The organism is Streptomyces aureocirculatus, assembly GCF_000720475.1.
GTDB lineage: Bacteria > Actinomycetota > Actinomycetes > Streptomycetales > Streptomycetaceae > Streptomyces > Streptomyces aureocirculatus.
This window is the reverse complement of the sequence record NZ_JOAP01000029.1, coordinates 26,296-53,171: the sequence shown is the minus strand read 5'-3', so window position 1 is coordinate 53,171 and position 26,876 is coordinate 26,296. Positions and strand designations below refer to the sequence as shown.

Here is a 26,876-nt window from a genome sequence, read left to right as displayed (position 1 = left end):
GGACCCGTCAGACCTCTTCGACGCTGCTCGGCTCGCGCCGGGACAGGTCGATGCCGAGCTCCTCCGCGGCGCGGAAGACATCCTCGTCGGTGTCGCGCATCTCGATGGACATGCCGTCCGAGGACAGCACCTCCACGTTGAGGCAGAGCGACTGCATTTCCTTGATGAGCACCTTGAAGGACTCGGGGATGCCGGGCTCGGGGATGTTCTCGCCCTTGACGATGGCCTCGTAGACCTTCACGCGGCCGGTCACGTCGTCGGACTTGATCGTCAGCAGCTCCTGGAGGGCGTACGCGGCGCCATAAGCCTCCAGCGCCCACACCTCCATCTCGCCGAAGCGCTGACCACCGAACTGAGCCTTACCACCCAGCGGCTGCTGGGTGATCATCGAGTACGGACCTGTCGAACGGGCGTGCAGCTTGTCGTCGACCAGGTGGTGCAGCTTGAGGATGTACATGTAGCCGACCGAGATCGGCTCCGGGAACGGCTCGCCGGAGCGGCCGTCGAACAGCGGGGCCTTGCCGGACGGAAGCACCATGCGCTCGCCGTCGCGGTTCGGGATCGTGTGCTCAAGGAGGCCGGCCAGCTCGTCCTCGCGGGCACCGTCGAAGACCGGGGTCGCGACGTTGGTGCCCGGCTGGACCGAGTCGGCGCCGATCGCCTGCAGGCGCTGCGCCCAGTCCTCGCCGAGGCCGGAGACGTCCCAGCCGCGGCTGGCGAGCCAGCCGAGGTGGATCTCGAGGACCTGTCCCGGGTTCATTCGGGACGGGACACCCAGCGGGTTCAGGATGATGTCGACCGGCGTGCCGTCCTCGAGGAACGGCATGTCCTCGATGGGGAGGATCTTGGAGATGACGCCCTTGTTGCCGTGGCGTCCGGCGAGCTTGTCACCGTCGGTGATCTTGCGCTTCTGCGCCACGTACACGCGCACAAGCTGGTTCACACCCGGGGGAAGCTCGTCGCCCTCCTCGCGGTCGAAGACGCGGACGCCGATGACCTTGCCGATCTCGCCGTGCGGGACCTTCAGGGAGGTGTCACGGACCTCGCGGGCCTTCTCACCGAAGATCGCGCGCAGCAGGCGCTCCTCCGGCGTCAGCTCGGTCTCGCCCTTGGGCGTGACCTTGCCGACGAGGATGTCACCGGCGACGACCTCGGCACCGATCCGGATGATGCCGCGCTCGTCGAGGTCGGCGAGGACCTCCTCGGAGACGTTCGGGATGTCCCGGGTGATCTCCTCGGGGCCGAGCTTGGTGTCACGGGCGTCGACCTCGTGCTCCTCGATGTGGATCGAGGAGAGGACGTCGTCCTGCACGAGGCGCTGCGACAGGATGATCGCGTCCTCGTAGTTGTGGCCCTCCCACGGCATGAACGCCACGAGGAGGTTCTTGCCGAGGGCCATCTCGCCCTCTTCGGTGGCCGGACCGTCGGCGAGGACCTGGCCCTCGATGACGCGGGCACCCTCTTCCACCACAACCTTCTGGTTCACCGAGGTGCCCTGGTTGGAGCGGGAGAACTTGGCGACTCGGTACGTGGTGTACGTGCCGTCGTCGTTGGTGACCGTGACGTAGTCCGCGGAGACCTCCTGGACCACACCGGCCTTCTCGGCCTTGATCACGTCACCGGCGTCGACCGCGCAGCGGTACTCCATGCCGGTGCCGACGAGGGGGGCCTCGGCGGTGATCAGCGGCACGGCCTGACGCATCATGTTCGCGCCCATGAGCGCGCGGTTGGCGTCGTCGTGCTCGAGGAAGGGGATCATGGCGGTCGCGACCGACACCATCTGGCGCGGCGAGACGTCCATGTAGTCGACGTCGTCACCGGGGACGTAGTCGACCTCGCCGCCACGGCGGCGGACGAGCACGCGGGACTCCTCGAAGCGGAACTCCTCGGTGAGCGGCGCGTTCGCCTGTGCGATGACGAAGCGGTCCTCTTCATCGGCCGTGAGGTAGTCGACGTCGTCGGTGACGACACCCTCGACGACCTTGCGGTACGGCGTCTCGACGAAGCCGAACGCGTTGACGCGGCCGTAGGAGGCGAGCGAACCGATCAGACCGATGTTCGGGCCTTCGGGGGTCTCGATCGGGCACATGCGTCCGTAGTGGGACGGGTGCACGTCTCGGACCTCGAAGCCCGCCCGCTCACGCGAGAGACCACCGGGACCCAGCGCCGAGAGACGACGCTTGTGCGTCAGACCCGACAGCGGGTTGTTCTGGTCCATGAACTGCGACAACTGGCTGGTGCCGAAGAACTCCTTGATGGAGGCGACGACCGGCCGGATGTTGATCAGCGTCTGCGGCGTGATGGCCTCGACGTCCTGCGTCGTCATGCGCTCGCGCACGACGCGCTCCATACGAGCCAGACCCGTGCGGACCTGGTTCTGGATGAGCTCGCCGACGTTGCGCAGGCGGCGGTTGCCGAAGTGGTCGATGTCGTCGGTCTCGACGACGATGTCCACGCCGCTGTCGCCCACGGTCTCGGTCTCACCGGCGTGCAGCTTCACCAGGTACTTGATCGAGGCGATGATGTCCTCGACCGTGAGGACGCCCGCGTCGAGCGGCGCGTCCGCACCCAGCTTCTTGTTGACCTTGTAGCGGCCGACCTTCGCGAGGTCGTAGCGCTTGGGGTTGAAGTAGAGGTTCTCGAGCAGCGTCTGGGCGGCCTCACGGGTCGGCGGCTCGCCCGGGCGCAGCTTGCGGTAGATGTCGAGCAGCGCGTCGTCCTGGCCCTGGGTGTGGTCCTTCTCCAGGGTGGCGCGCATGGACTCGTACTCGCCGAACTCCTCGAGGATCTGCTCGGTGGTCCACCCGAGAGCCTTCAGGAGCACGGTGACCGACTGCTTGCGCTTGCGGTCGATGCGGACACCGACCATGTCGCGCTTGTCGATCTCCATCTCCAGCCAGGCACCCCGGGACGGGATGATCTTGGCGGAGAAGATGTCCTTGTCGGACGTCTTGTCGATGGAGGAGTCGAAGTAGACACCGGGCGAACGGACGAGCTGCGACACCACGACACGCTCGGTGCCGTTGATGACGAACGTGCCCTTGTTCGTCATGAGCGGGAAGTCGCCCATGAAGACCGTCTGAGACTTAATCTCACCGGTCTCGTTGTTGGTGAATTCGGCGGTGACGAAGAGCGGGGCGGCGAAGGTGAAGTCGCGCTCCTTGCACTCGTCGATCGAGTTCTTCGGAGGCTCGAAGCGGTGGTCGCGGAAGGTCAGCGACATCGACCCGGAGAAGTCCTCGATCGGGGAGATCTCCTCGAAGATCTCCTCAAGACCGGACTTGGTGGGGACGTCCTGTCCACTTTCCAGAGCCGACTCGACGCGAGCCTTCCACGCGTCGTTGCCGAGCAGCCAGTCAAAGCTCTCGGTCTGCAGCGCAAGAAGGTTCGGAACCTCGAGGGGCTCCTTGATCTTTGCAAAGGAAATGCGCAGCGGGGCGGTGCTGGCGCCGTTGTTCGTATTCGCGGTCGAGGCAGTGCGCGAGGCGGCCAAGAGGGGGTCCTTCCGAGGGCTCGGACTCACTACGCGCGTACCGGTCCCAAGCTGGACACAGTGGGAGGCGTTCCCCGACTTACCCGAAGAGGGCCAGGTCAGGGCCGATTCTGTCCACAGTGCTCAAGCATGGGCATGCCCCTGGTGACGGGCAGGAGGCAGCTAACAGGCAGCGCAAAGGGTCAGTGTAGCCACTCGGCTCACTGATGTCCAGTGCGGGTTTTTGAAGACCCTCGTTGTTCTCAACCCCTGCTGCAAGCCACGCCCTCGATCTCGATGCACATCGATACTGCCCTCTTCGCCGCCGATCCATGCCTCGGATCCGGATCGTTGTGGCGACGCGTCCTGAGAATTGCGCGCTGCGTGCGGTTCGTCAAGGCCCCCCATGCCCCGACAGGCTCCGGATCGGGAGCCACCGGGGGCCGTCCGGAGGCACAACGAAGATCACCATACTCGCCGGTGCCGACAGTGCAAGGCACCCGTCACGGCAACGCCGAAGGGCGACCACCCAACTGGGTGATCGCCCTTCGGTACGTATGCGTTACAGCGCGATTTCTCACGCCGTGCGGCGCGTGGGCCGCCGGGACCCGCCAGGGGGCCCCGGGGCCCGAGGAGTCACAGGACTCCCGGCAAGGTCTTACTTGACCTCGACGGAGGCGCCGGCGCCCTTGAGGGCCTCGGCGGCCTTCTCCGCGGCGTCCTTGGCGACCTTCTCGAGGACCGGCTTCGGGGTGCCGTCGACGAGGTCCTTGGCCTCCTTCAGACCCAGGGAGGTCAGCTCACGCACGACCTTGATGACCTGGATCTTCTTGTCGCCGGCGCCGGTGAGGATGACGTCGAACTCGTCCTGCTCCTCGACGGCCTCGGCCGGGGCACCGGGGGCGCCGGGGGCGGCGACGGCGACGGCCGCGGCGGCGGTGACGTCGAACTTCTCCTCGAAGGCCTTCACGAAGCCGGAGAGCTCGATGAGGGTCATGTCCTCGAACTGCGCGAGCAGGTCGTCCTGGCTGAGCTTCGCCATGATGGCGGTCCTTCCACTAATTCGGCTGGTGCCGGATGTACATGAGAGGCGGGCGTACAAAGGGCCCGCTATGACCGTCGCCTCAGACGGCGGTCATGGTGCGAGCCGAATTACTCGGCACCGCCCTGCTCGCCCTGCTTGGCGCGAAGCGCGTCCACGGTGCGGACGAGCTTCGACGGGAGCGCCTGGAAGACCTGAGCAGCCTGAGTCTGCTTGCCCTTCATGGCACCCGCCAGCTTGGCGAGCAGAACCTCGCGGGACTCGAGGTCCGCAAGCTTCTTGATCTCGTCGGCGGACAGCGCCTTGCCATCAAGGACACCGCCCTTGATGACGAGAGCGGGGTTGTCCTTGGCGAAGTCACGAAGACCCTTCGCCGCCGTGACCGGGTCACCGGTCACGAAGGCAACAGCGGTCGAGCCCTTGAGGTGCTCGTCCAGCTCGATCCCGGCCTCGTTGGCCGCGATCTTGGTCAGCGTGTTCTTCACCACACGGTACTGAGCGTTCTCGCCGAGAGAACGGCGAAGCTCCTTGAGCTGCGCCACGGACAGTCCGGTGTAAGAAGTGACAACAGCAGCGTTGGAGTCGCGCAGCTTCTGCGCGATCTCCTCGACGGCTGCGACCTTGTCGGACGTCGCCATGAGCCTCGGCCTCCTTCCGGGGTGATGATCCTCGACTGACCTTGCGATCAGCCGCGTACTGCCGGACCGCCTGAATCAGGCACACGGGGAAGGGGTTCTGCACAAAACGAAACGCCCCGGCGCAGGCGCACGGGGCGTGAGCTCGACCTGACGACACAGTCATCCGGGAGCACTTCCACAGTCACCTACGCGGGTCGTCCGCAGCTTCAGCGGATCCTTCGGCCACCGCGCCCTCTTGCGAGCGCACGGTAACGACCAGCGGTCTTTGGCTTCTTCGGAAGACTACGCGAACACGGTCGCGACAGGCAAATCGGGTCAGCTACCGGCCTTCTCCATCTCCGCCGCGAGGTCCATGACCTGGCTCTTCGGCGGCGCGGAGACCTTCACCGGCTCGTTGTAGCCGAGGAACGTGATGGTCATGTCGAGGAGGCCCTTGTTGGCCTTGCCCTGGGCGCGGAACTGCTTGGTGTGGTCCTCGCCGTCGATCCACATGTCCATCGTGAGCTTCTCGACGCCCATGTCCTCGTACTCCTTGAGGCTCTTCTCGCGGCGCTTCTTGGTGGCCGCGTCCTCGTCCTTCAGGAGGTCACGCATCCGGTCCAGCGAGACCGTGCCCTTGTAGTGGGTGGTCTCGACGCCCTCGACCTTCTCGGTGCCGACCTTCTTCAGGTCGTCGGAGCCGGTCAGGAGCGTGGACTGGTCGGCAGGGTTGTTGTCCGCCTGGGCGGAGAGCGAGCTGCCCTCCTGCTTGGCGGCGCCCTTGCCCTTGGTGTGGGCGAACTTGACCCAGCGCTTGCCGTCCATCTCCTTGGCGGCCTCCTTGCCGCCGCCGAGGTAGATGGCCCCGTCGACGAGACGGATCTCCGTCTTCTCCAGGCCCTGCTCGGGCGAACTCATCTTCATGCTCATGGCGAGCGGCTCGGTGCTCATCGCCGCCTCGGCCTGGACCCGCCCGTCACCCGGGACGCTGCCCTTCATACGGAAGGTGAACGAGGTCAGGTCCTCGGTCTTGTCCGCGGCCTTCTTCACGGCCGCCGCGGGCGCCATGTCACCCCCGGCCTTGTCCGCCTTGTCGGACTTCTCCGAACCACAGCCGACGGCGCCCCCGGCGAGCAGCAGAGCGGCCAGCGCGGCGCCTGCGGTTCTCTTGTGTCCCGTACGTACGGAAATGCTCATGACCCCACCCCTAGGAACATTTGATCCACTTATTGCGGTGCGCTGACATTACCTGAAGGTAGGCGGTGCCTTCTTCCTCGTTGTGCGCTCGCCCGGCGGGCCCCGGGGGCGGGTCCGGGGCCCGCCGGGCGGGGTCCGCGTCAGCTACCGGTGCCGGGCTGCTGGTTGCCGGTGCCGGGCTGCTGGTTGCCGGTGCCGGGCTGCTGGTTCATGAGGTCCCGGAAGTCCGCGGTGTCGTCGGCGGGCGGCTCCTCGGCGGAGACCTCGGTGCCGTAGTCGCTGTAGTGCGCGGTGGCGGAGAGCGTGCCGGTCTTGGTCTCGCCGCGCTCGGTCTTCTTCACGAGCAGGTTCTCGTCGTCGACCCAGATGTCGATGGTCTCGGTGGTGACCCCGGCCTGCTCCAACTGCTTCTTCATGTCGGCGAGTTGAGAAGTGCTGAGGCCCGAGCTGCGCTCCGCCAGCTTGGCCACGTCGACGGTGCCCGAGTAGTGCGTGGTGTTCACGCCCCGCACCTTCTCCTCGCCGACCTTCTTCACGTCACCGGAGGCGAGCAGCATCTTCACCGACTGGTGCGGCGTGCTGTTCTGCATCGCGTCCTTCATGTACGCGCCGGAGCCGCCGCCGATCTTCTCCAGGTCGTCGTACGCGTACTTCACCCAGTGCTTGCCGCCTGCCTGGGCGGCGAACTGCTCGCCCATCTTCGCGTAGTAGGCGTCGGGCAGATAGCGGGCCTGCATGGTGGTGCTGCCGGCCTGGCGCATCGTCTCGGCCATCTGGCCGCCGGTGTACGTGATGGTCATGTTGCCGGAGAGGCCGTCGGCCCAGCCGAGGGCGCCCTCGGCCTTCATGGACATCACCGAGCCCATGGTGGTCTCGGACCGGACCTTGGCGGAGTCCGCCTTGTCGGTGGAGTTCTCGATGGTGCGCAGCGCGGCTATCGGGTCGGCGTTCAGGCCCGCCTTGCCGTCGCCTGAGCCCTTGGAGCCGCCGGAGTCGTCCGACGAACCGCAGGCTGTCACTCCCCCGGTCAGGGCCGCCGCGGTCGCGATCGCCAGCACCATGCGTCGCACAGTCGTGCCGTTCATGTCGTCCCACCCCTTGCGTCCATGCGAGCCGGCCGCACCGAAGGCGTCCGCTCGTCCGCGTATCCCGCGTGTATCCAACGCTGTACGGGCACAGCCCTTACGTATCTTCGAGCATGTACCCGAAAAACGGGACGGGCCCCGCACCCAGAATGGTTGCGGGACCCGTCACATACGCGCCAGGCGCGGCTGTCGTCAGTGTCAGACGGCGGCCGGGTCCTCCTCGACGAGGAGGTTGCGGGTGCGGTTGGAGTCCAGCGGAATGCCGGGGCCCATCGTGGTGGTGATGGCGGCCTTCTTGATGTAGCGACCCTTGGCGGCCGACGGCTTCAGACGGAGGATCTCCTCCAGGGCCGCGGCGTAGTTCTCCACCAGCTTGGTGTCGTCGAAGGACGCCTTGCCGATGATGAAGTGCAGGTTCGAGTGCTTGTCGACGCGGAACTCGATCTTGCCGCCCTTGATGTCGTTGACAGCCTTCACGACGTCGGGGGTGACGGTGCCGGTCTTCGGGTTCGGCATCAGACCACGCGGACCGAGCACGCGGCCGAGGCGGCCGACCTTGCCCATGAGGTCCGGGGTGGCGACGACGGCGTCGAAGTCCAGGCGGCCCTTCGCGACCTCGTCGATGAGCTCGTCGGCGCCGACGATGTCGGCTCCAGCGGCTTCCGCGGCCGCAGCACGGTCACCGGTCGCGAAGACCAGGACCCGGGCGGTCTTGCCGGTGCCGTGCGGGAGGTTCACGGTGCCACGGACCATCTGGTCGGCCTTGCGCGGGTCGACACCCAGACGCATGGCGACCTCGACGGTGCCGTCGAACTTGGTCGCGGAGGTCTCCTTGGCGAGACGGACGGCCTCGAGCGGGGCGTAGAGCTTGTCCCGGTCGATCTTGGCGTCCGCAGCGCGGAGAGTCTTGCTGCGCTTCACTTCTACTCCTGAGGTTCAGGTTTGGAGTTCGTGGTCCGGACCAGCGCCTGGCCCTGCCACTTCAGGTCACGGTGCCGACTGCGCGGCTCCGTCGGGAGCTGGGATCAGCCCTCGACCGTGATGCCCATGGAACGGGCGGTGCCGGCGATGATCTTCGACGCGGCGTCCAGGTCGTTCGCGTTGAGGTCGGGCATCTTGGTGGTGGCGATCTCGCGGACCTGCGCCTCGGTGATCTTGGCGACCTTGGTCTTGTGCGGCTCGCCGGAGCCCTTCTCCACGCCCGCGGCCTTGAGGATCATCTTGGCGGCCGGCGGCGTCTTGGTGATGAAGGTGAAGGAACGGTCCTCGTAGACCGTGATCTCCACCGGGATCACCCAGCCACGCTGCGACTCGGTCGCGGCGTTGTACGCCTTGCAGAACTCCATGATGTTCACGCCGTGCTGGCCCAGCGCGGGGCCGACCGGCGGGGCCGGGTTGGCTGCGCCGGCCTGGATCTGGAGCTTGATAAGCCCCGTGACCTTCTTCTTCTTGGGAGGCATAGCTCTCTCCGGGTCCTAGTGAGAGTGTTGAGCCCCATCCGTGACGATGATCGTCGTCGATAGTCGCGATCATTCGGATGGAGGCATACCGCACTACGATAACGGGTATCTCGGCGGGGCCCAAACCGATAACTGCACAGGCCGCGGGCCCCGGCCTCCCAAGGACCGGGGCCCGCGCCTTCCGGAGGCCGCCGTCAGCAGCGCTTGGACGTCATCGCCTGGCCCGTGAGCGCGTCACCGGGCGCACGGAGCCGGCCGATGGCCGAGGTGCACTCGGCCGCCGTCTTGGCGGGCAGTGACCAGAACTCCTGGCCGTTGGTCTGGTTCCACCAGTCCTGGCCGACGATCTCGTCCCGCGCGAAGCTGTACACGCCGGTGCTGACGTCGTAGTCCTTGACCTTGTCGCGGAAGCTCTTCCACACCCAGACGTAGCCGTAGTTCGTCTTGCACGTCGGCGAGTAGAACTGCTTCACCGACGCGGCGTGGGCACCGGCCCGGTCGATGTAGGCCGTGGCCCCGATCTGGTAGGCGTCGGAACAGACCCCCGCCGCCTGGGCCCTGACGCTCTTCGGGTTGCCCTCGGCCGAGGGGGCGGTCGACTGGGGTGCCGCCCTTCTGGCGTCGGGCGCGGGCGCGGGGCCGGTTCCCGCCAGGGCGGAGCCGGCCCCGAACAGGACGAAGGCGCAGGCAGAGGCAGCTATCGCGGTTTTACGGGCACGCATCAGTGGTCCCCCTTGCTCATTGGTGAGTGCGCCCGCCCCGTACCGCCGCAGAGCACCACAAATCGCCACGCATGGCGACAGAGATCTCCATAAGCGGGCTGAAGTGGTGTGAAATAAGGGATCGGGCGTTTCCGTCTACAGGTGAGACAGCCCGGAGCCCCGGATGGTTGTGGCGCAGAACACATCACGGGCACATTCACGGGCACGTTCACCGACACAACCACTGGGCCTGCCCACGACAAAGCCCCTGAGCTGCGGTTTCCCGCTGCTCAGGGGCTCTGGCCAAAGAATGCGCTACATCAGTTCTTCTGGATCTGGTCGAAGCTCAGCTCGACCGGGGTCTCGCGGCCGAAGATCTCGACCAGGCCCTTGACCTTCTTCGAGTCGGCGTTGATCTCGTTGATCGTCGCCTGCAGCGTGGCGAACGGGCCGTCGGTGACGGTGACCGAGTCGCCCACCTCGAAGTCCAGGACCTGGACCTCGACCTTGCGGGCCGGAGCCGGCTTGCCCTCGGCCTCGGCGGCCTCGCGGGCGGCCTTCTCCTCGGCCTCCGGGGCGAGCATCTTGACGATCTCGTCCAGGGTCAGCGGGTACGGGTCGTAGGCGTTGCCCACGAAGCCGGTGACGCCCGGGGTGTTGCGGACGACGCCCCAGGACTCGTTCGTCAGGTCCATGCGCACGAGGACATAGCCGGGGAGCTTGTTCTGGCGGATGGTCTTGCGCTCGCCGTTCTTGATCTGCGCGACCTCTTCCTGCGGCACCTCGGCCTGGAAGATGAAGTCCTCGACGTTCAGCGAGACGGCGCGCTGCTCGAGGTTGGTCTTCACGCGGTTCTCGTAACCGGCGTACGTGTGGATGACGTACCACTCACCGGGCAGGCCGCGCAGCTCGTCACGCAGGGCCGCGACCGGGTCGACGGGCTCGGCCTCCTCGGCGGGGGCCTCGTCCTCGGCGTCCTCGGCTGCTTCGACGGCGTCGGCGTCCTCGGCTGCTTCGATGTCCTCGGCTGCTTCGACGGCGTCGGCTGCTTCGACGGCGTCGGCCGCTTCGGCGTCCTCGTCGGTCTCGGCGACCGGGGCGCCACCGGCGGCGGCCTCCTCGTCGGACTCCACGTGCAGAGCCGCCTCCTCGGCGGGCTCGCCCGCGGCGGCGTCCGCAGCCTCGGCCTGGTCCGGCTCCTCGGCGTCCGCCGCCTCGACGATGTCGAGCTGATCCTCCACGGACTCCGCGTTTTCCGCGCGAGGCTCAACGGCGTCGTTCAGGTTCGGGTCAGACACGGTGGCTGCTTCTTCCTGGATACAAGGGGTGGAACACGCGAAAGGGGCGCCGGGTGCGGCGCCCTTCGCTCTCGGCTCAGCCGAAGATGTACTTGATGAGGTTGCTGAACCCATAGTCAATCACGGTCACGAGACCAATCATGATGACTACGAAGATGATCACGACCGTGGTGTACGTCGTGAGCTGGCTGCGCGTCGGCCAGACGACCTTGCGGAGCTCGGCGACAATCTGGCGGTAGAACAGTGCCAGTCGGCCCAGAGGGCCCTTCTTGCCGCGCTTACCGCCCTTGCGCGCCTTCTTCTTGGAGTCCGGCGCCTCGTCCTGGGCATCAGGCATGTCGATGGAGCCCACGGCGTCCGTCACTCGTCTCACCTGATTCCGGGTCGTGGCCGTGCCGCGCCCGGTTGAGCCGCACGGCGGTGCATTGCAGTACGTACATGCGCACACATCCTGGCGAAGGTGTGTGTAGCAGGGCCGGAGGGACTTGAACCCCCAACCGCTGGTTTTGGAGACCAGTGCTCTACCAATTGAGCTACGACCCTTTGATTTCCCCCAACCTACAGCATCCGACCATGTGCACCGAGTGCGTTTGGCAGGAGCGGCCGTTGAGGGCCAACGACGAGTGAGTGTACGTGGTCCTGGGCGCCCCGTCGAACAGGATGGGGCCCCAAGATGATCAGTGCTCGGTCCCGCGGTCCTGCAAACCCGTGTGCCGGGGGCGCCCGGGGTCTGGAACGATGGGCGCATGAGCGCTGTCACCCCTCCCACCGAGCGCCGGGTCTCCGCCCGAGTCGGCGCGATCTCCGAGTCCGCGACCCTCGCCGTCGACGCCAAGGCCAAGGCCCTCAAGGCCGCCGGGCGCCCGGTGATCGGTTTCGGCGCGGGCGAGCCGGACTTCCCGACCCCGGACTACATCGTCGAGGCCGCCGTCGAGGCCTGCAAGAACCCGAAGTTCCACCGCTACACGCCCGCGGGCGGCCTGCCCGAGCTGAAGGCCGCGATCGCCGCGAAGACGCTGCGCGACTCCGGGTACGAGCCCGAGGTCTCCGAGATCCTGGTGACCAACGGCGGCAAGCAGGCCATCTACGAGGCCTTCGCCGCGATCCTCGACCCGGGCGACGAGGTCATCGTCCCGGCGCCTTACTGGACGACGTACCCCGAGTCGATCCGCCTCGCCGGCGGTGTCCCTGTCGAGGTCGTCGCCGACGAGACCACCGGCTACCGCGTCTCCGTGGAGCAGCTCGAGGCCGCGCGCACGGAGAAGACCAAGGTCGTCCTCTTCGTGTCGCCGTCCAACCCGACCGGCGCCGTCTACAGCCGTGCGGACGCGGAGGCCATCGGCCGCTGGGCCCTGGAGCACGGCCTGTGGGTCATGACGGACGAGATCTATGAACACCTCGTCTACGGAGACGCCGAGTTCACGTCGCTGCCCGCCCTGCTGCCCGAGCTCCGCGACAAGTGCGTCGTGGTCAACGGCGTCGCGAAGACATACGCCATGACCGGCTGGCGGGTCGGGTGGATCATCGGCCCGAAGGACGTGGTGAAGGCCGCGACGAACCTCCAGTCGCACGCCACGTCGAACGTCTCCAACGTCGCCCAGGCCGCCGCCGTCGCCGCCGTCTCCGGCGACCTGACGGCCGTCGACGCGATGCGTGCGGCCTTCGACCGGCGCCGGCGCACGATCGTACGGATGCTGAACGAGATCGACGGCGTCCTGTGCCCGGAGCCCGAGGGCGCGTTCTACGCCTACCCCTCGGTGAAGGCCCTCGTCGGCAAGGAGATCCGCGGCAAGCGTCCGCAGAACACCGTCGAGCTCGCCGCGCTCATCCTGGAGGAGGCCGAGGTCGCGGTGGTCCCGGGCGAGGCCTTCGGCACCCCGGGCTATCTGCGGCTCTCGTACGCACTCGGTGACGAGGACCTGGTCGAGGGCGTCTCGCGCATCCAGAAGCTGCTGGCCGAGGCCCGCGACTGACGCACGGCTGCTGCTGGCCGAGGCCCGCGACTGACGCACGGCTGGTTTTCCGCGCTCCACGCGCGCGTGAACGGGCACCTACGGTTTTCCGTAGGTGCCCGTTTGTCCGTTCGGGGACGTACCCCTTCAAGGACCTCTTGGGGAGAAGCGGCTACCGGGACGGCCCGTCCGTACGGCAAGATCCTGGAATGGAGCGTGTACGAGACGTAAGAGAGCTGCCGAAGGCCCATCTGCACCTGCACTTCACCGGGTCGATGCGGCCCTCGACGCTGCTTGAGCTCGCCGACAAGCACGGGGTCCACCTGCCGGAGGCGCTGACGGGCGCTACGCCGCCGAAGCTGCGCGCCACCGACGAGCGGGGCTGGTTCCGCTTCCAACGGCTCTACGACATGGCACGGTCCTGTCTGCGGGAGCCCGAGGACATCCAGCGTCTGGTGCGGGAAGCGGCCGAGGAGGACATCAGGGACGGCTCGGGGTGGCTGGAGATCCAGGTCGACCCGACGTCGTACGCGCCCCGGCTCGGGGGCCTCATCCCGGCCATGGAGATCATCCTGGACGCCGTGGACACCGCCTCGCGGGAGACCGGCCTCGGGATGCGCGTCCTGGTCGCGGCGAACCGCATGAAGCACCCCCTGGACGCGCGCACGCTGGCCAGACTCGCGGTGCGCTACGCCGACCGCGGGGTCGTCGGCTTCGGGCTCTCCAACGACGAACGGCGCGGCATGGCGCGGGACTTCGACCGCGCCTTCGCCATCGCGCGGGAGGGCGGCCTGCTCGCTGCCCCGCACGGCGGTGAGCTGACCGGGCCCGCTTCGGTGCGGGACTGCCTCGACGACCTGCACGCCCGGCGCATCGGTCACGGGGTGCGGGCGGCAGAGGACCCGCGGCTGCTCAAGCAGCTCGCGGAGCGGGGTGTGACGTGCGAGGTGTGTCCGGCGTCCAACGTGGCGCTCGGCGTCTACGAGAAGCCCGAGGACGTGCCCCTGCGGACGCTGTACGACGCCGGGGTGCCGATGGCGCTCGGCGCCGACGACCCGCTGCTCTTCGGTTCGCGCCTGGCCGCGCAGTACGAGATCGCGCGGCACGACCACGGCTTCGACGACTTCGAGCTCGCCGAGCTCGCACGGCAGTCGGTACGCGCTTCGGCGGCGCCCACCGATGTGCGGGAGAAGCTGCTCGCGGGCGTGGACCAGTGGCTGGCCGCCACCTGAGCGGGCACGCGCCGGTGAGCCCCGCCCTACCGGCCCGGCACGGCCCGGGCACGGCCCGGCACGGAGGCTCTAGAGGCTGACGCCCACCGTCACCGGCTCGTTGACCAGCGTGACGCCGAAGGCCTCCCGCACGCCCGCGACGACCTCGCGGGCCAGGGCGAGCAGGTCCTCGGTGGTGGCGCCGCCGCGGTTGGTCAGGGCCAGCGTGTGCTTGGTGGAGATACGGGCCGGGCCCTGGCCGTAGCCCTTGGTGAAGCCCGCCTTGTCGATGAGCCAGGCCGCGGAGGTCTTCACGCGGCCGTCGCCCGCGGGGAACGCGGGCGGGGCGGCGTCCGGGCCGAGCCGCTCCGCCACGCGCGCGTGGAAGGCGGCGAACTCCTCGGCCGTGAGGATCGGGTTGGTGAAGAACGACCCCGCCGACCAACTGTCGTGGTCCTCGGGGTCGAGCACCATGCCCTTGCCCGCACGCAGCTTCAGGACGGTCTCCCTGGCCGCGGCGGCGGGCACCCGCTCACCGGCCTCGACGCCGAGCGTGCGCGCGGTCTCCGGGTAGGCGATGGGGGCACTCATCCCGCCCGCGTCCTCCAGCAGGAACCGCACCCTCAGGACCACGAACCGCTCGGGATCGGCCTTGAAACGACTGTGACGGTACGAGAAGTCGCACTCGGCGTTCAAAATCGTGACCGTCTCTCCGGCCTTCCGGTCATACGCGACCACCTCGGTGATCGTCGAGGAGACCTCCTGGCCGTAGGCGCCCACGTTCTGGATGGGCGTCGCGCCCGCGGAGCCCGGGATCCCGGCCAGGCACTCGATGCCCGCGAGCCCCGCATCGACGGTCCGCGCCACGGCGTCCGTCCACACCTCACCGGCCGCGAGCTCCAGCTCCGTGCCGTCGAGCACGAAGCCGGTGGTGGCGATGCGCAGCGCGGTGCCGTCGAATCCCTTGTCCCCGATGACCAGGTTCGACCCGCCGCCGATGATCAGCAGCGGGGTGCCGGTGTCGTCGGCGTCGCGGACCGCGGCGATCACCTCGGCGTCGGTGGTCGCGGTGACCAGGCGGGTCGCGGGCCCACCGAGCCGGAAGGTGGTCAGCGGGGCGAGGGGGGCGTCTTGGAGTACCTGCACACGCACAAGGGTACGGGCCGGGCGGACAGCACCCGGGCCCACCAGCAGCACGTCAAGCGCCGGACGAGCCGGAACCAGCCCGTCAAGCGCCGGACGAGCTGTAATCAGCCCGTCCGGCGCTTGAGGACGAGGCCCGAAGGGCCGAAAGGCGGGGGAAAGGGGGCGCAGCCCCCATAGGAACCCCCGTCACCCCCCGTCACACGGAGACAGCCACCCGCTCCTCGGCCGAGGCTTCGACGACCGGGCCACCGGCGCCCCGCCCAGGCAGAAGCGAGGCAGCAACGGCCGCCAGGCCGACGACCCCCGCGCCGACCCACAGCGCGGGCACGAGCCCGTCCACGAACGCCCGCGGCGACCCGTACCCGCCCTGCGCGGAGAAGACCGAGGCCAGGACGGCGATGCCGAGCGCCCCGCCCACCTCGCGCAGCGCGTTGTTGGCGCCGGATGCGATGCCCTGCTCGGCGGGCCGGACGCTGGCCATGACGAGGCTGGCGGCGGGCGCGAAGTACAGGGCCATACCGATCCCGCTGAGGATCAGGGCGGGCAACTGAGCGGCGTACGACACGTCGGGCGACAGGACGACCGCGAACCAGCCGAGCCCCACGGCCTGGAGCGCGAGCCCCACGGTGACGACCGGACGGCTGCCGACGCGGTCGGAGAGGTAGCCCGCGATCGGCGCGACGATCATCGGCATCCCGGTCCACGGGAGCATGCGCAGCCCCGCCTCGGTCGGCGAGTAGCCGAGCACCCCTTGCAGGAACTGGCTGAGCAGGAAGATCGAGCCGAACATCCCGGCGAACATCAGCAGACTGGCCGCGTTGATCGCTGAGAACGCCCGGTTCCGGAAGAGCCGCATCGGGAGCATCGGGTTCTTGCCGCGGACGCCGTGGAGCACGAAGCCGACGAGCAGCGCGCCGCCCGCGATCAGGCCGGTGAGGACGGGGGCGCTGGACCAGCCGTCGATGTTGCCGCGGATCAGCGCGTAGACGATGCCGAACAGACCGCCGCTGGCGAGGAGCGTGCCGGTGCTGTCGAGCCGGGCGCCCGTGCCGTACGACTCGTTGAGACGTATCCGGGCGAGCGGCAGCAGGGCGAGGCCCAGCGGGACGTTCAGCCAGAAGATCCACTGCCAGGAGACGTGTTCGGTGAGCGCGCCGCCGATGAGCGGCCCGCTGGCGACGGCGAGGCCGTTGACGGCACCCCAGATCCCGTACGCCATTCCGCGCTTGTCGGCCGGTACGGCGGCGGTGAGCAGGGTCAGGGTGAGCGGCATCATGATCGCGGCGCCGACACCCTGGGCCGCGCGGGCGGCGATCAGCTCCTCGATGCCGGGCGCGAGAGCCGCCGCGGCGGAGGAGACGGTGAAGATCGCAAGGCCGACGCCGAAGAGCTTGCGCCGTCCGAACCTGTCCCCGAGGGCCGCGCCGAACATCAGCAGTACGGCGAAGGTGAGGGTGTAGGCGCTCACCGTCCATTCCAGGTCCTCCAGGCCACCGCCCAGGTCCTCGCGGATGGCGGGCAGCGCGGTGGTGACGACCAGGTTGTCGAGGGCCGCCATGAAACCGGCGACGCTGGTGATGACGAGGGCCCAGACGACTCCCCCGCGGTGTGCTGCTTGTTGTGACATCGCTCCCCCAGAGACTGACTGTCAGGTTAGTAATTGATGACTAACTTTCTTGGGCATGCCGAACTGCCCGACACCGCCCTTGCGCCCGACACCGCCCATACGGCCGGTGCCGCACTCACGCCCGCGTCGGCTCGGGCCCCTCCGGAGGCCGGGCGGGCAATTGCAGCCCCTCCCAGACCCGGTGCTCGGCGGGGTACCCCATGGCCGCCAGGACGTTGATCAGCATTCCGAACGCCATGAAGGTCGTCGTCTCCCTCGCGTCGGCCCCGAGCGGCAGATGCGCGGCCTCCCAGATCTCCAGCCATCCGGCGCGCACCATCTCGCCGAACTCGTGGTCCCCGACGGCCTCGGCGGCCGCCACGGCGACATACGTCTGGAGCTGCATCTGGAGCTTGTCGGGGTCGTCCGCGATGAGCCGCGAGTACGCGGTGGCCATGGCGTGCAGGGCCGCTTCGCCCTCCAGCCCTTCACTCGCCTTCTCGAAGACCTTGCGGGTGTCCTCCAGGCAGCGCGCCGACGCCGCCAGGAAGATCGCCTTCTTGCTGGGGAAGAGCCGGAAGAGATAGGGCTGCGAGACTCCGACGCGCTTGGCGATCGCCTCGGTCGACGTCCCGTAGTACCCACCGCGGGCGAACTCGCTCATCGCCGCGCGGATGACGCTCTCACGCCTCTCCTCTGCGCTCATCCTGACCATGCGGATAAGTTAGTGTCCAATCACTAACCAAGTCAAGACCGAGTAAGGGGCGTCCGCAATGGCGGACGCCCCTTACTGCGGTCTACGCACCGGCCCGCTACGGGTACTGCCTACCGGCCGCCACCGGCGCACGGAACTCTCAGGTCAGGCGGACGACCGCCCGGGACATGCCGAGCACCTTCTGGTCGTTGCTCTTCGCGAGAAGGTCGACGCGGACCTGCTTGTCGTCGAGCTTCGCCGCGACCTTGGCGCTGACCTCGATCGTCGCGCCCTTGTCGTCGTTCGGGACGACGACCGGCTTGGTGAAGCGCACGCCGTACTCGACGACGGCGCCGGGGTCGCCCGCCCAGTCCGTCACCACGCGGATCGCCTCGGCCATGGTGAACATGCCGTGCGCGATGACGTCGGGCAGACCGACTTCAAGGGCGAACTTCTCGTTCCAGTGGATCGGGTTGAAGTCGCCGGAGGCACCCGCGTACTGCACCAGGGTCGCGCGCGTCACGGGGAAGGCCTTGGCCGGCAGTTCGGTGCCGATCTCGATGTCGTCGTATGCGATCTTCGCCGCCATCGTCTCAGGCTCCCTCTGCCGCGTTGTCGGACGTCTTGGCCGTGGCGTCGGCCGCCTTGGCCGTGGTGGTGCCTGCCGCGCGTGCGACGAGCTTGGTCCAGGCGGTCACGACGTGCTCGCCCGCGGCGTCGTGGACCTCGCCGCGGATGTCCAGGATGTCGTTGCCCGCCATGGACTTGATGTTCTCGATGGTGGACGTCACCGTGAGCCGGTCGCCCGCGTGGACGGGACGCGTGTAGGCGAACTTCTGGTCGCCGTGCACGACCCGGCTGTAGTCGAGGCCGAGCTGGGGGTCGGAGATGACGAGACCCGCGGCCCGGTAGGTGATCGAGAACACAAAGGTCGGCGGGGCGACCACGTCGGGGTGACCGAGAGCCTTGGCGGCCTCCGGGTCGGTGTACGCGGGATTGGCGTCGCCCACCGCGACCGCGAACTCGCGGATCTTCTCGCGGCCGACCTCATAGGGGTCGGTGGGCGGGTAGGACCGCCCCACGAAGGACTGGTCGAGCGCCATGGATCAGCACCTCCTGGCAGCTAGGTGGACAGGGTGGAGAAACGACTCGAGGCCGCCCCCGAGTGAACGGGGACGGCCTCGAGTACGAGCCTATTATCGCGTTTCGCGGTGCGCGGTGTGCGAGTTGCAGCGCGGGCAGTGCTTCTTCATCTCAAGACGGTCCGGGTTGTTACGCCGGTTCTTCTTGGTGATGTAGTTCCGCTCCTTGCACTCCACGCAGGCCAGCGTGATCTTCGGGCGGACGTCTGTGGCAGCCACGTGAGTGCTCCTTGACGGACGGGTGGACGGATGAACGCATAAAAGAGTAGCCGATCGGAGGACCGACCCCACAATCGGCTACTAAGGGTAGCGGTGACCGGACTTGAACCGGTGACACAGCGATTATGAGCCGCTTGCTCTACCGACTGAGCTACACCGCTGCGATGCACTTCCGCTCCTCGCCCGAGGACGAGGAACCTGGCACATCAGAGCCCCAATGCGGAATCGAACCGCAGACCTTCTCCTTACCATGGAGACGCTCTACCGACTGAGCTATTGGGGCGAGCGATGAAGACATTACACGGTTGCCCGCCGTTCGCCCAAATCCGTTTCGACCGGGCCCTCCATGGGGAACACACGGGCCCGGTTCGGGCCGCCTCACCCGTCTCACCAGCGGCCATCCGGCACTCGCACCACACCGGTACGACTATTGCGTTCCTCCGCGAAGCGGGCCTGCCGCCGTCCTAGGCTCGACCCCGCCCCGCCCCCGAGCCCCAGGAGCGCGATGCCTGACAGTCGGCCGGAGCAGCCTTCGTCGCCCGACTCTCCCGACTCGCCCGACTCGCCCGACTCGCCGAGTACGGCCTCTTCGGGGGCGCGCTCCCCTGTGGCGGGCTCCCCGGGGGCGGGCTCGCTGCTGCTCTGTGGGGCGCGGCTGACGGACGGCAGGACCGTGGACGTGCGGCTCGGTGACGGCAGGATCGAGGCCGTCGGCACGACAGGCAGCCTCACAGCGCGGGCCGCGCGCGTGGACCTGAGCGGCTACCTCCTGCTGCCGGCCCCGGCTGAGCCGCACGCGCACAGCGACACGGCGCTGTCCGCGCTCTTTGAGGGCCCGGTCCCGTACGACGTCGCGGACGTGCAGCGGCGCGCCACCGAGGCCGCGTTGCTGCAGCTCGGGCATGGCGCGACGGCGCTGCGCTCGCATGTGCGGATCGGCGGCGTACAGGGTCTCGACCCGTTGCGGGCGGTGTTGCAGGCGCGGCGTTCGCTGCGGGGGCTCGTCGACCTGTCCGTGGTGGCGGTGCCGCGGCTGCTGACCGGGGTGGCGGGCGCGGACGGTCTTGCGCTGCTGCGGGACGCGGTGAAAATGGGCTCCTCCGTAGTGGGCGGTTGTCCCGATCTGGACCCCGATCCGACGGGGTACGTGGAGACGGTGCTCGATCTGGCCGCGGAACACGGCTGCGCGGTGGATCTGCATACGGACGGCGGGGATCCGGCCCGTCTGGCGCGGCTCGCGGCGATGGCGGGCGGGTTGCGGCGGGTGGCGGTCGGGCCGTGCGGCGGCCTCGGGCTGCTGCCGGCCGACGTGGCCGCGCGGACGGCGGAACGCCTCGCGGCGGCCGGTGTGACCGTGGTGTGCCTGCCGCAGGGCGGCTGCGGGGGCGTGGAGGGCCGGGAGACGGCACCGGCGGGGTTGCTGCACCAGGCCGGGGTACGGCTCGCGGCGGGCAGCGGGGCGCTGCGGGACGTGGCGAACCCGGTGGGCCGGGGGGATCCGCTGGAGGCGGCGTATCTGCTGGCGTCCCGTCATGGGCTGCGCCCCGAAGAGGCGTACGCGGCGGTGAGCACGGCGGCGCGGGCGGCGCTCCACCTGCCGGAGGTCAGGGTGGAGGCGGGCTTCCCCGCCGAACTCCTCGCGGTGCGCGGCGACACACTCGCCGGTGCCCTGTCCCTGGCGTACACCCGCGTCGTCGTACACCGGGGGCGCGTGGTGGCGCGGACGAGCGCCGTGCGGGAGTACTGCGACTCCGCGGCGGCGGTGGCTCTCGATCTGCCGCGGCAGGGGGCGCTGCGGCGGCAGCCGGGGAGGGGAGCTTGAGGGGCGCTTGAGGGGTGCGGCCGGGCGCCCTCAGGGGGCGCCCGGAGGTTTGCCCTCGCCCCGGGGAGGCGGACGCGCCTGGTGGATGCGGGGCTCGACGACTGCGGAGGGCAGCGATACCCCCCCGACCGCCGATGTTTGCTGCATGTGGCCTGGTACGGGGCGTTCCGGCCGCGATCACGCGCGGGCTGCCGTACGGTCGGGAGCATGCGCATTGTCATCGCTGGAGGTCATGGTCAGATCGCGCTGCGGCTCGAGCGTCTGCTCGCCGCGCGCGGTGACGAAGCCGCCGGGATCATCCGCAATTCCGCGCACGAGGCCGATCTGCGGGACGCGGGCGCCGAACCGGTGCTGTGCGACCTCGAGTCGGCGTCCGTGGACGAGGTGGCCCGGCACCTGGAGGGAGCCGACGCGGCCGTGTTCGCGGCGGGGGCGGGACCCGGCAGTGGGGTCGACCGCAAGAACACCGTGGACCGGGACGCGGCCGTCCTGTTCGCGGACGCCGCGGAGCGGGCCGGGGTCCGCAGGTATGTCGTGGTGTCGTCGATGGGCTCGGACCCGGCCCACCCCGGCGACGAGGTCTTCGACGCCTATCTGCGTGCCAAGGGCGAGGCCGACGCGTACGTACGCGGCCGGGCCGCCCTGGATTGGACGATCCTGCGCCCCGGCATGCTGACGGACGACGCGGGCACGGGCCTCGTACGCCTGGAGGCCTCGACCGGCCGTGGCCCGATCCCGCGCGACGACGTGGCGGCGGTGCTCGCGGAGCTCATCGAGACCCCGGCGACGGCGGGCCTGACCCTGGAGCTGGTCAGCGGGTCGACGCCGGTGTCGGTGGCGGTGAAGTCGGTGGCCGGAAACTGAGGTCGCCCACGGTGTGGAGGGCGCCGGACGGCGCTCAGAACAGCGGCAGTTGCCCCGGGAACTCCGGCACCACGTACCCGGCGAGCGTGGGCTGGACGCCGCTGAGCTGGGCATGCTGGCGGGATCCGGGGCACGAGACGAGGTCGCCCGCGCCGCGGGGCCCGGGCGGATCGTGCCGGGCGAACCGCCCGCCCACGACCGCGATTTCACGACGGCACACCGGGCAGTGCCTGCGACGCGCTGAACTGGACGACATGGGCCCAGTGTGCCCACACGCTCCGCGTACGGCCACGAAGAGCCCCTGATCGGCTCGGTGTTTCCCGGCCGGGACACCGGGTCCCGAGGCCGAGTCCAAGTACCGAGGCCGAGTCCGAGTACCGAGGCCGGGCCGGCTTTCAGCGCACCGGGAAGCCGAACGAGTACCCCTGCTGCTTGAGCCGGGGAAGGATCCGGCGCAGGGCCTCGACGGTCTGGGTACGGTCACCGCCCGCGTCGTGGAAGAGAAGTGTCGGTCCGTTGGGCAGCTCCCGCTCGACGGTGGCGACGATGGCGTCCGTACCCGGGCGCTCGAAGTCCTTGGTGTCGACGTTCCAGCCGAGCGGGCGCATGCCGCGGGAAGCGGCGAGGTCACGGCTGTACGGGGTGAAGGCTCCGCCGGGTGCCCGGTAGTACATCGGCCTGACGCCCCCGGACGCCTTGGTGATCATGCGTTCGGCGTCGAGTATCTGCTTGGACTGGTAGGCCTGGGAATCCTTGTCCATGGCGGTGTTGTGCGACACCGAGTGGTCGCACAGCCGGTGCCCGGCCGCGACCACCTTCTTCACGATGTCCGGGTGGGCCTGGGCCTGCGTCCCCACCATGCAGAAGGTGGCCTTCGCCTCGTACTCCCGCAGCAGGTCGAGCATTTGAGGGGTCCACTTGGGGTCGGGGCCGTCGTCGATGGTGATGTTGACGCCGCGCTTCCCCTTCTCCGAGGCGTGCGCGATGGTCGCAGAGACCGGCTTGGTGTCGTTGCCCGGCCTGGCCGGCGCGGTGGCCTCCGGCGAGGGGTCGTCCGCGTCTCCGGCCTGCGCGGTCCACACCGAGGCACCGGTGGCGAGCATCATCACCCCGAGCGCCGCCCCGATCACCTTGCCGTACCAGACCCGCCCGCCACCGTGCCGTGCCATGTCCGCCCCTCTCACGCTGTCCCTCGCCCGTCCCCGGCCGCGTCACGACCACCCGGCAGGACGGGGCACACGGGCCACGGGATCCGCCCGTTACAGATCACGGACAATTCCGGGAGCGTTCACGGACAACTCCCGGCGAGCGGCGGCCGGAACCATGCCGTTTGGCTCATTTCCGCCGCCTCCGGCACTGGCGTGCGCGTGCTGCGGAGGGGCCTGGGCCGCGTCCCTCGCTGAGCCCGGGGATCCGCTCCGGGATCCGGGCGGAACAGAGTGAGTCAAGTCACCCGGTTTCGATTCGATCGAAAGATCGCCTCAGGCATGAAGATCGCCTCAGGCATACGCAAAGACCCCCTCCGCTCCTGCGTAATCGCAGGTCGGAGGGGGTCTCTCTCAGCGTGGCGGCGCCAGGATTCGAACCTGGGAAGGCTGAGCCGGCAGATTTACAGTCTGCTCCCTTTGGCCGCTCGGGCACACCGCCGGGTTTGCTGCCTCGCTCCGCTTGCGCGGCGCTCCGTGGCAACGACGTAAACGATACCTGATGCCCGGGGGTGCTTCGCCACCCGATTGACCCGCACCCCGCGCGGGGGCAGTGGCTAGGCTTTGCGGATGCGGTCGGCGACTGAAGGCCGTGTACCCGCTGAGTACGCAGACACCGATACAAGGAGCCACAGGACATGGCCGACTCCAGTTTCGACATCGTCTCGAAGGTCGAGCGGCAGGAGGTCGACAACGCGCTCAACCAGACGGCCAAGGAGATCTCGCAGCGCTACGACTTCAAGAACGTCGGCGCCTCGATCTCCTGGTCGGGCGAGAAGATCTTGATGGAGGCGAACTCGGAGGACCGGGTCAACGCGATCCTCGACGTCTTCCAGTCCAAGCTGATCAAGCGGGGCATCTCGCTGAAGGCGCTGGACGCGGGCGAGCCGCAGTTGTCGGGCAAGGAGTACAAGATCTTCGCGTCCATCGAGGAGGGTATCTCCCAGGAGAACGCGAAGAAGGTCGCGAAGATCATCCGTGACGAGGGTCCCAAGGGCGTCAAGGCGCAGGTCCAGGGCGAGGAGCTGCGCGTCAGCTCGAAGAGCCGTGACGACCTCCAGGCCGTGCAGGCGCTCCTGAAGGGGCAGGACTTCGACTTCGCCCTGCAGTTCGTGAACTACCGGTAGGCGATCGGTACGCCGCCGGCCGGGCTTGCGCCGGCAAGGGCACGTACGCGTGCGGACCATCGCGGAGGGCGGGCACCCGGACGGGTGCCCGCCCTTGCTGCTGGCCGCGGTCCAGGTCGCACCGTCGGATGTGACCTGCCTCGTCGAACCTTTTCGGGTGCTGTTGTCCTGGAGGACGACGGGCGGGGCGCGGGCGGTTCCCCGGCGTCAGTAGGGTGCGGCGCATGACGCAGCGGGAGGGGTCCGGGGGCACTGCTGGAGCGGTCGGGTTGCGGCGGACTCTGGGGGTCTTCGACGCGGTGGTGATCGGGCTCGGCGCGATGGTCGGCGCCGGGGTCTTCGCCGTGCTCGGGCCCGCTGCGGAAGCGGCCGGTCCGGGGTTGCTGCTCGGGCTGGGTGTCGCGGCCGTCGTCGCGTACTGCAACGCCCTGGCGTCGGCCCGCCTCGCGGCGCGCTATCCGGCCTCCGGCGGGACGTATGTGTACGGGCGTGAGCGCCTCGGGGAGTTCTGGGGGTACCTGGCCGGGTGGGCTTTCGTCGTCGGCAAGACGGCCTCGTGCGCGGCCATGGCGCTGACCGTGGGCACGTACGCGTGGCCGGAGCATGCGCATGCCGTGGCCGTGGCCGCCGTCCTGGGAATCACCGCCGTGAACTACGTAGGCGTGCAGAAGTCTCTCTGGCTGACGCGGGGCATTGTGGCGGTGGTGCTCGTGGTTCTGGCGGGGGTCGTCGCCGTCTGTCTGAGCGCCGGTGGTCCGGCGGCTTCCGGGGCCGGCGGCGGGCCCTTCGAGGTGGGCCTTTCGGACGGTGGCATCGGCGGGGTGCTCCAGGCCGCGGGGCTGCTCTTCTTCGCTTTCGCCGGGTACGCGCGCGTGGCGACGCTGGGCGAGGAGGTACGGGACCCGGCGCGCACCATTCCGCGGGCGGTGCCGCTGGCGCTCGGCATCGCGCTGTGCGTGTACGTGGCGGTGGCGGTGGCGGCGCTCTCGGTGCTCGGGGCGGACGGCCTGGCGGAGGCGTCGGCTCCGCTGGCGGACGCGGTGCGGGCGGCCGGGGCGCCGGGCCTTGTGCCCGTGGTGCGGGTGGGCGCGGCGGTGGCGGCGCTCGGCTCGCTGCTCGCGCTGATCCTGGGGGTGTCGCGGACGACCCTGGCGATGGCGCGGGACCGGCATCTGCCGGGCGCGCTTGCCGCCGTGCACCCGCGGTTCCGCGTGCCGCACCGTGCGGAGCTGGCCGTGGGCGCGGTGGTCGCGGTGCTCGCTGCGACGGTGGATGTGCGGGGCGCCATCGGCTTCTCGTCCTTCGGCGTCCTCGTGTACTACGCCGTCGCCAACGCTTCGGCGTGGACGCTCAGTTCCGCGCCCCTCGCGCGCGTGGGCCCCGTCGTGGGCCTCGCCGGCTGCGTGACGCTGGCGTTCGCCCTGCCGGGGGCCTCGGTGGTGGCGGGAGGGGCGGTGCTTGTGGTGGGCGTCGCTGCGTACGGGGTGCGGAAGGGGGCTGCGGGGCGCCGCCCTCCGGCCTGAAGGCGGGGCAGCGGGACGCCGCCCTCCTCCAGCCGGAAGCACTGCCCCCCGGCGTGAGCGTGCGGGCCTACCAGCCCCGCCCGTCCCCCGCGGGCCCCTGCGGCGGCTGCTGGCCCCCGTGCGGAGCCGGGCCGCCCGGCGCGGGTGCCGGGCCGCCGGGCGCGGGTGCCGGGCCGCCGGGCGCAGGTGCCGGGCCGCCCGCGGCGGGAGCGGGGGCGCCGAGCGGGCCCGCCGTGAACGGCTGGTCCGTGGGCACGATTTCGCGGCCCAGCGGCAGCAGCGAGATGGGGATCATCTTGAAGTTGGCGAGGCCCAGGGGAATGCCGATGATCGTGAGGCACAGCAGCAGGCCCGTGAAGACGTGGGCGAGGGCCAGCCACCAGCCCGCGAGGATCACCCACAGGACGTTGCCGATCAGCGACGCGGCGCCCGCGTCACGGCGCTCGACCGCCATGCGGCCGAAGGGCCACAGCGCGAACAGACCGATACGGAACGCGGCGAGGCCGAACGGGATGCCGATGATCGTGACGCAGAGCAACACCCCGGCGAACAGGTAGAAGAGGCACATCCAGAGGCCGCTGAGGATGAGCCAGATGATGTTCAGAACTGTCTTCACTGCGGGCGACCTGCCATCTGCTCGAGCCGGGCGATGCGCTCCGCCATCGGCGGGTGGGTTGAGAACATCTTCGCCATACCCTGGCCCGGCCGGAAGGGATTCGCAATCATCATGTGGCTCGCCGTCTCCAGGCGTGGCTCGGGAGGCAGCGGCAACTGCTTGGTGCCGGCGTCGAGTTTGCGCAGGGCGCTGGCGAGGGCCAGCGGGTCCCCGGTGAGCTGCGCTCCGGAGGCATCGGCCTCGTACTCCCTGGAACGGCTGATGGCGAGCTGGATGACGGAGGCGGCGAGCGGGCCGAGCAGCACGATCAACAGCATGCCGAAGATGCCGGGGCCTTCGTTGTCGTTCGAGCGGCCGAACGGAATCAGCCAGGCGAAGTTGACCAGAAACATGATGACGGAGGCGAGCGCGCCGGCGACCGACGAGATCAGGATGTCCCGGTTGTAGACATGGCTCAGCTCGTGGCCGATGACACCGCGCAGTTCGCGCGGGGTGAGGATGCGCAGGATGCCGTCGGTGCAGCAGACCGCGGCGTTGCGCGGGTTGCGGCCGGTCGCGAAGGCGTTCGGGGCTTCGGTCGGCGAGATGTAGAGGCGGGGCATGGGCTGACGGGCCTGGGTGGAGAGCTCGCGCACCATGCGGTAGAGCTCGGGGGCCTCGAATTCGCTCACCGGGCGGGCCCGCATCGCGCGCAGGGCCAGCTTGTCGCTGTTCCAGTACGCGTACGCGTTGGTGCCCAGGGCGACGACAAGCGCGATGAGCAGCCCCGTACGCCCGAAGAAGCTGCCGATGAGGAGGATGAGTGCCGACAGTCCCCCGAGGAGTACGGCGGTTTTCAGCCCGTTGGTCCGGCGGTGCACGGTACGCCCTCCTGGTG

The 26,876-nt window shown here is 69.2% G+C and carries 25 protein-coding genes, 4 tRNA genes and 1 pseudogene; 6 read left to right on the top strand and 24 right to left on the bottom strand.

The window, feature by feature from the left end; all coding sequences use genetic code 11:
- Positions 1–7: 7 nt before the first annotated feature.
- From rpoB to IG78_RS0125715, 11 genes are all read right to left on the bottom strand, one after another.
- Positions 8–3,493, bottom strand: coding sequence for a DNA-directed RNA polymerase subunit beta (rpoB, locus tag IG78_RS0125765; RefSeq protein ID WP_030567237.1), 3,486 nt, complete (start codon positions 3,491–3,493; stop codon positions 8–10).
- Positions 3,494–4,130: 637 nt separating this feature from the next.
- Positions 4,131–4,514 carry a 50S ribosomal protein L7/L12 gene (gene rplL, locus IG78_RS0125760; RefSeq protein WP_030567235.1) on the bottom strand — a complete coding sequence of 128 codons (384 nt, stop codon included), beginning with the start codon at positions 4,512–4,514 and terminating at the stop codon, positions 4,131–4,133.
- A gap of 110 nt (positions 4,515–4,624) precedes the next feature.
- A complete protein-coding gene (gene rplJ, locus IG78_RS0125755; RefSeq protein WP_030567234.1) occupies positions 4,625–5,152 on the bottom strand; it encodes a 50S ribosomal protein L10 in 528 nt (175 codons plus the stop codon).
- 315 nt (positions 5,153–5,467) lie between these two features.
- Entirely contained in the window at positions 5,468–6,328 is an 861-nt protein-coding gene (locus tag IG78_RS0125750) for an SCO4651 family lipoprotein (protein WP_030567232.1), read from the bottom strand.
- A 140-nt stretch (positions 6,329–6,468) separates the two neighbouring features.
- Positions 6,469–7,413 carry an SCO4651 family lipoprotein gene (locus IG78_RS0125745; protein WP_030567230.1) on the bottom strand — a complete coding sequence of 315 codons (945 nt, stop codon included), beginning with the start codon at positions 7,411–7,413 and terminating at the stop codon, positions 6,469–6,471.
- Between the two features lie 198 nt (positions 7,414–7,611).
- Positions 7,612–8,334 carry a 50S ribosomal protein L1 gene (gene rplA, locus IG78_RS0125740; protein WP_030567229.1) on the bottom strand — a complete coding sequence of 241 codons (723 nt, stop codon included), beginning with the start codon at positions 8,332–8,334 and terminating at the stop codon, positions 7,612–7,614.
- A gap of 104 nt (positions 8,335–8,438) precedes the next feature.
- Positions 8,439–8,873: a 50S ribosomal protein L11 gene (gene rplK, locus IG78_RS0125735; protein WP_016645192.1), complete on the bottom strand. Its 435-nt coding sequence runs from the start codon at positions 8,871–8,873 to the stop codon at positions 8,439–8,441.
- Between the two features lie 194 nt (positions 8,874–9,067).
- On the bottom strand, positions 9,068–9,595 hold the full coding sequence (locus tag IG78_RS0125730) for a hypothetical protein (protein WP_030567224.1): 528 nt from the start codon (positions 9,593–9,595) through the stop codon (positions 9,068–9,070).
- A gap of 299 nt (positions 9,596–9,894) precedes the next feature.
- Positions 9,895–10,872: a transcription termination/antitermination protein NusG gene (gene nusG / locus IG78_RS0125725; RefSeq protein WP_030567223.1), complete on the bottom strand. Its 978-nt coding sequence runs from the start codon at positions 10,870–10,872 to the stop codon at positions 9,895–9,897.
- Between the two features lie 76 nt (positions 10,873–10,948).
- The gene (gene secE, locus IG78_RS0125720; protein WP_030567222.1) at positions 10,949–11,236 is read right to left on the bottom strand and encodes a preprotein translocase subunit SecE; all 288 of its coding nucleotides are present in this window, start codon (positions 11,234–11,236) and stop codon (positions 10,949–10,951) included.
- A gap of 106 nt (positions 11,237–11,342) precedes the next feature.
- Positions 11,343–11,415 (bottom strand) — tRNA-Trp (locus IG78_RS0125715).
- Positions 11,416–11,618: 203 nt separating this feature from the next.
- On the opposite strand from IG78_RS0125715, the gene IG78_RS0125710 reads away from it, so the two are divergent.
- Both IG78_RS0125710 and IG78_RS0125705 read left to right on the top strand, forming a co-directional pair.
- On the top strand, positions 11,619–12,845 hold the full coding sequence (locus IG78_RS0125710) for a pyridoxal phosphate-dependent aminotransferase (RefSeq protein ID WP_030567221.1): 1,227 nt from the start codon (positions 11,619–11,621) through the stop codon (positions 12,843–12,845).
- Between the two features lie 188 nt (positions 12,846–13,033).
- Positions 13,034–14,056 carry an adenosine deaminase gene (locus IG78_RS0125705; protein WP_030567220.1) on the top strand — a complete coding sequence of 341 codons (1,023 nt, stop codon included), beginning with the start codon at positions 13,034–13,036 and terminating at the stop codon, positions 14,054–14,056.
- 69 nt (positions 14,057–14,125) lie between these two features.
- Here IG78_RS0125705 and IG78_RS0125700 read toward each other — a convergent pair whose 3' ends face one another.
- From IG78_RS0125700 to IG78_RS0125665, 8 genes are all read right to left on the bottom strand, one after another.
- Entirely contained in the window at positions 14,126–15,181 is a 1,056-nt protein-coding gene (locus tag IG78_RS0125700; protein ID WP_030567219.1) for a UDP-N-acetylmuramate dehydrogenase, read from the bottom strand.
- A 196-nt stretch (positions 15,182–15,377) separates the two neighbouring features.
- Positions 15,378–16,808: an MFS transporter gene (locus IG78_RS0125695; RefSeq protein WP_030567218.1), complete on the bottom strand. Its 1,431-nt coding sequence runs from the start codon at positions 16,806–16,808 to the stop codon at positions 15,378–15,380.
- Positions 16,809–16,923: 115 nt separating this feature from the next.
- Complete coding sequence (locus IG78_RS0125690) at positions 16,924–17,502, bottom strand: TetR/AcrR family transcriptional regulator (protein ID WP_030567217.1); 579 nt, start codon at positions 17,500–17,502, stop codon at positions 16,924–16,926.
- A gap of 139 nt (positions 17,503–17,641) precedes the next feature.
- Positions 17,642–18,070, bottom strand: a complete 429-nt coding sequence (locus IG78_RS0125685; RefSeq protein WP_030567216.1) for a MaoC family dehydratase — start codon at positions 18,068–18,070, stop codon at positions 17,642–17,644.
- Positions 18,071–18,074: 4 nt separating this feature from the next.
- A complete protein-coding gene (locus IG78_RS0125680) occupies positions 18,075–18,584 on the bottom strand; it encodes a MaoC family dehydratase N-terminal domain-containing protein (protein ID WP_051852958.1) in 510 nt (169 codons plus the stop codon).
- Between the two features lie 93 nt (positions 18,585–18,677).
- Positions 18,678–18,842, bottom strand: coding sequence for a 50S ribosomal protein L33 (rpmG, locus tag IG78_RS0125675; RefSeq protein ID WP_003956487.1), 165 nt, complete (start codon positions 18,840–18,842; stop codon positions 18,678–18,680).
- 88 nt (positions 18,843–18,930) lie between these two features.
- Positions 18,931–19,003 (bottom strand) — tRNA-Met (locus IG78_RS0125670).
- A gap of 49 nt (positions 19,004–19,052) precedes the next feature.
- Positions 19,053–19,125, bottom strand: a tRNA-Thr gene (locus IG78_RS0125665).
- Between the two features lie 222 nt (positions 19,126–19,347).
- Here IG78_RS0125665 and IG78_RS0125660 point away from each other — a divergent pair.
- Together IG78_RS0125660 and IG78_RS0125655 are read left to right on the top strand one after the other, a co-directional pair.
- The gene (locus IG78_RS0125660) at positions 19,348–20,664 is read left to right on the top strand and encodes an amidohydrolase family protein (protein WP_078965529.1); all 1,317 of its coding nucleotides are present in this window, start codon (positions 19,348–19,350) and stop codon (positions 20,662–20,664) included.
- Between the two features lie 207 nt (positions 20,665–20,871).
- Positions 20,872–21,528 carry an SDR family oxidoreductase gene (locus IG78_RS0125655; RefSeq protein WP_030567213.1) on the top strand — a complete coding sequence of 219 codons (657 nt, stop codon included), beginning with the start codon at positions 20,872–20,874 and terminating at the stop codon, positions 21,526–21,528.
- Positions 21,529–21,562: 34 nt separating this feature from the next.
- Here the strand turns inward: IG78_RS0125655 and IG78_RS42675 are convergent, their stop codons facing one another.
- The 3 genes from IG78_RS42675 to IG78_RS0125640 all read right to left on the bottom strand — a co-directional run bounded on the left by IG78_RS42675 (position 21,563) and on the right by IG78_RS0125640 (position 23,175).
- Positions 21,563–21,784, bottom strand: coding sequence for a hypothetical protein (locus IG78_RS42675; RefSeq protein ID WP_037686257.1), 222 nt, complete (start codon positions 21,782–21,784; stop codon positions 21,563–21,565).
- Positions 21,785–21,923: 139 nt separating this feature from the next.
- Positions 21,924–22,697, bottom strand: a complete 774-nt coding sequence (locus tag IG78_RS0125645; protein ID WP_030567212.1) for a polysaccharide deacetylase family protein — start codon at positions 22,695–22,697, stop codon at positions 21,924–21,926.
- Between the two features lie 396 nt (positions 22,698–23,093).
- A tRNA-Tyr gene (locus IG78_RS0125640) sits at positions 23,094–23,175 on the bottom strand.
- A 196-nt stretch (positions 23,176–23,371) separates the two neighbouring features.
- On the opposite strand from IG78_RS0125640, the gene IG78_RS0125635 reads away from it, so the two are divergent.
- Together IG78_RS0125635 and IG78_RS0125630 are read left to right on the top strand one after the other, a co-directional pair.
- The gene (locus IG78_RS0125635; RefSeq protein ID WP_030567211.1) at positions 23,372–23,860 is read left to right on the top strand and encodes a YajQ family cyclic di-GMP-binding protein; all 489 of its coding nucleotides are present in this window, start codon (positions 23,372–23,374) and stop codon (positions 23,858–23,860) included.
- Positions 23,861–24,084: 224 nt separating this feature from the next.
- Complete coding sequence (locus tag IG78_RS0125630) at positions 24,085–25,383, top strand: APC family permease (RefSeq protein WP_037686254.1); 1,299 nt, start codon at positions 24,085–24,087, stop codon at positions 25,381–25,383.
- 235 nt (positions 25,384–25,618) lie between these two features.
- Here IG78_RS0125630 and IG78_RS0125625 read toward each other — a convergent pair.
- Together IG78_RS0125625 and htpX are read right to left on the bottom strand one after the other, a co-directional pair.
- Positions 25,619–25,999, bottom strand: a pseudogene (locus IG78_RS0125625) (YccF domain-containing protein); the annotation flags it as partial.
- The gene (gene htpX / locus IG78_RS0125620; RefSeq protein ID WP_030567208.1) at positions 25,996–26,859 is read right to left on the bottom strand and encodes a zinc metalloprotease HtpX; all 864 of its coding nucleotides are present in this window, start codon (positions 26,857–26,859) and stop codon (positions 25,996–25,998) included. The pseudogene IG78_RS0125625 and the gene htpX, both read right to left, overlap by 4 nt.
- Positions 26,860–26,876 lie beyond the last annotated feature (17 nt).

Bases quoted from the DNA above. Each gene is read 5' to 3' on its own strand.
- IG78_RS0125745 (WP_030567230.1), bottom strand. From the start codon at position 7,413: ATGAACGGCACGACTGTGCGACGCATGGTGCTGGCGATCGCGACCGCG.
- rplL (WP_030567235.1), bottom strand. From the start codon at position 4,514: ATGGCGAAGCTCAGCCAGGACGACCTGCTCGCGCAGTTCGAGGACATG.
- IG78_RS0125660 (WP_078965529.1), top strand. From the start codon at position 19,348: ATGCCTGACAGTCGGCCGGAGCAGCCTTCGTCGCCCGACTCTCCCGAC.
- IG78_RS0125730 (WP_030567224.1), bottom strand. From the start codon at position 9,595: ATGCGTGCCCGTAAAACCGCGATAGCTGCCTCTGCCTGCGCCTTCGTC.
- IG78_RS0125635 (WP_030567211.1), top strand. From the start codon at position 23,372: ATGGCCGACTCCAGTTTCGACATCGTCTCGAAGGTCGAGCGGCAGGAG.
- IG78_RS0125685 (WP_030567216.1), bottom strand. From the start codon at position 18,070: ATGGCGGCGAAGATCGCATACGACGACATCGAGATCGGCACCGAACTG.
- IG78_RS0125680 (WP_051852958.1), bottom strand. From the start codon at position 18,584: ATGGCGCTCGACCAGTCCTTCGTGGGGCGGTCCTACCCGCCCACCGAC.
- IG78_RS0125695 (WP_030567218.1), bottom strand. From the start codon at position 16,808: ATGTCACAACAAGCAGCACACCGCGGGGGAGTCGTCTGGGCCCTCGTC.
- IG78_RS42675 (WP_037686257.1), bottom strand. From the start codon at position 21,784: ATGTCGTCCAGTTCAGCGCGTCGCAGGCACTGCCCGGTGTGCCGTCGT.
- IG78_RS0125645 (WP_030567212.1), bottom strand. From the start codon at position 22,697: ATGGCACGGCACGGTGGCGGGCGGGTCTGGTACGGCAAGGTGATCGGG.
- rplJ (WP_030567234.1), bottom strand. From the start codon at position 5,152: ATGGCGACGTCCGACAAGGTCGCAGCCGTCGAGGAGATCGCGCAGAAG.
- IG78_RS0125710 (WP_030567221.1), top strand. From the start codon at position 11,619: ATGAGCGCTGTCACCCCTCCCACCGAGCGCCGGGTCTCCGCCCGAGTC.
- IG78_RS0125655 (WP_030567213.1), top strand. From the start codon at position 20,872: ATGCGCATTGTCATCGCTGGAGGTCATGGTCAGATCGCGCTGCGGCTC.
- IG78_RS0125690 (WP_030567217.1), bottom strand. From the start codon at position 17,502: ATGGTCAGGATGAGCGCAGAGGAGAGGCGTGAGAGCGTCATCCGCGCG.
- rplK (WP_016645192.1), bottom strand. From the start codon at position 8,873: ATGCCTCCCAAGAAGAAGAAGGTCACGGGGCTTATCAAGCTCCAGATC.
- IG78_RS0125750 (WP_030567232.1), bottom strand. From the start codon at position 6,328: ATGAGCATTTCCGTACGTACGGGACACAAGAGAACCGCAGGCGCCGCG.
- IG78_RS0125705 (WP_030567220.1), top strand. From the start codon at position 13,034: ATGGAGCGTGTACGAGACGTAAGAGAGCTGCCGAAGGCCCATCTGCAC.
- IG78_RS0125630 (WP_037686254.1), top strand. From the start codon at position 24,085: ATGACGCAGCGGGAGGGGTCCGGGGGCACTGCTGGAGCGGTCGGGTTG.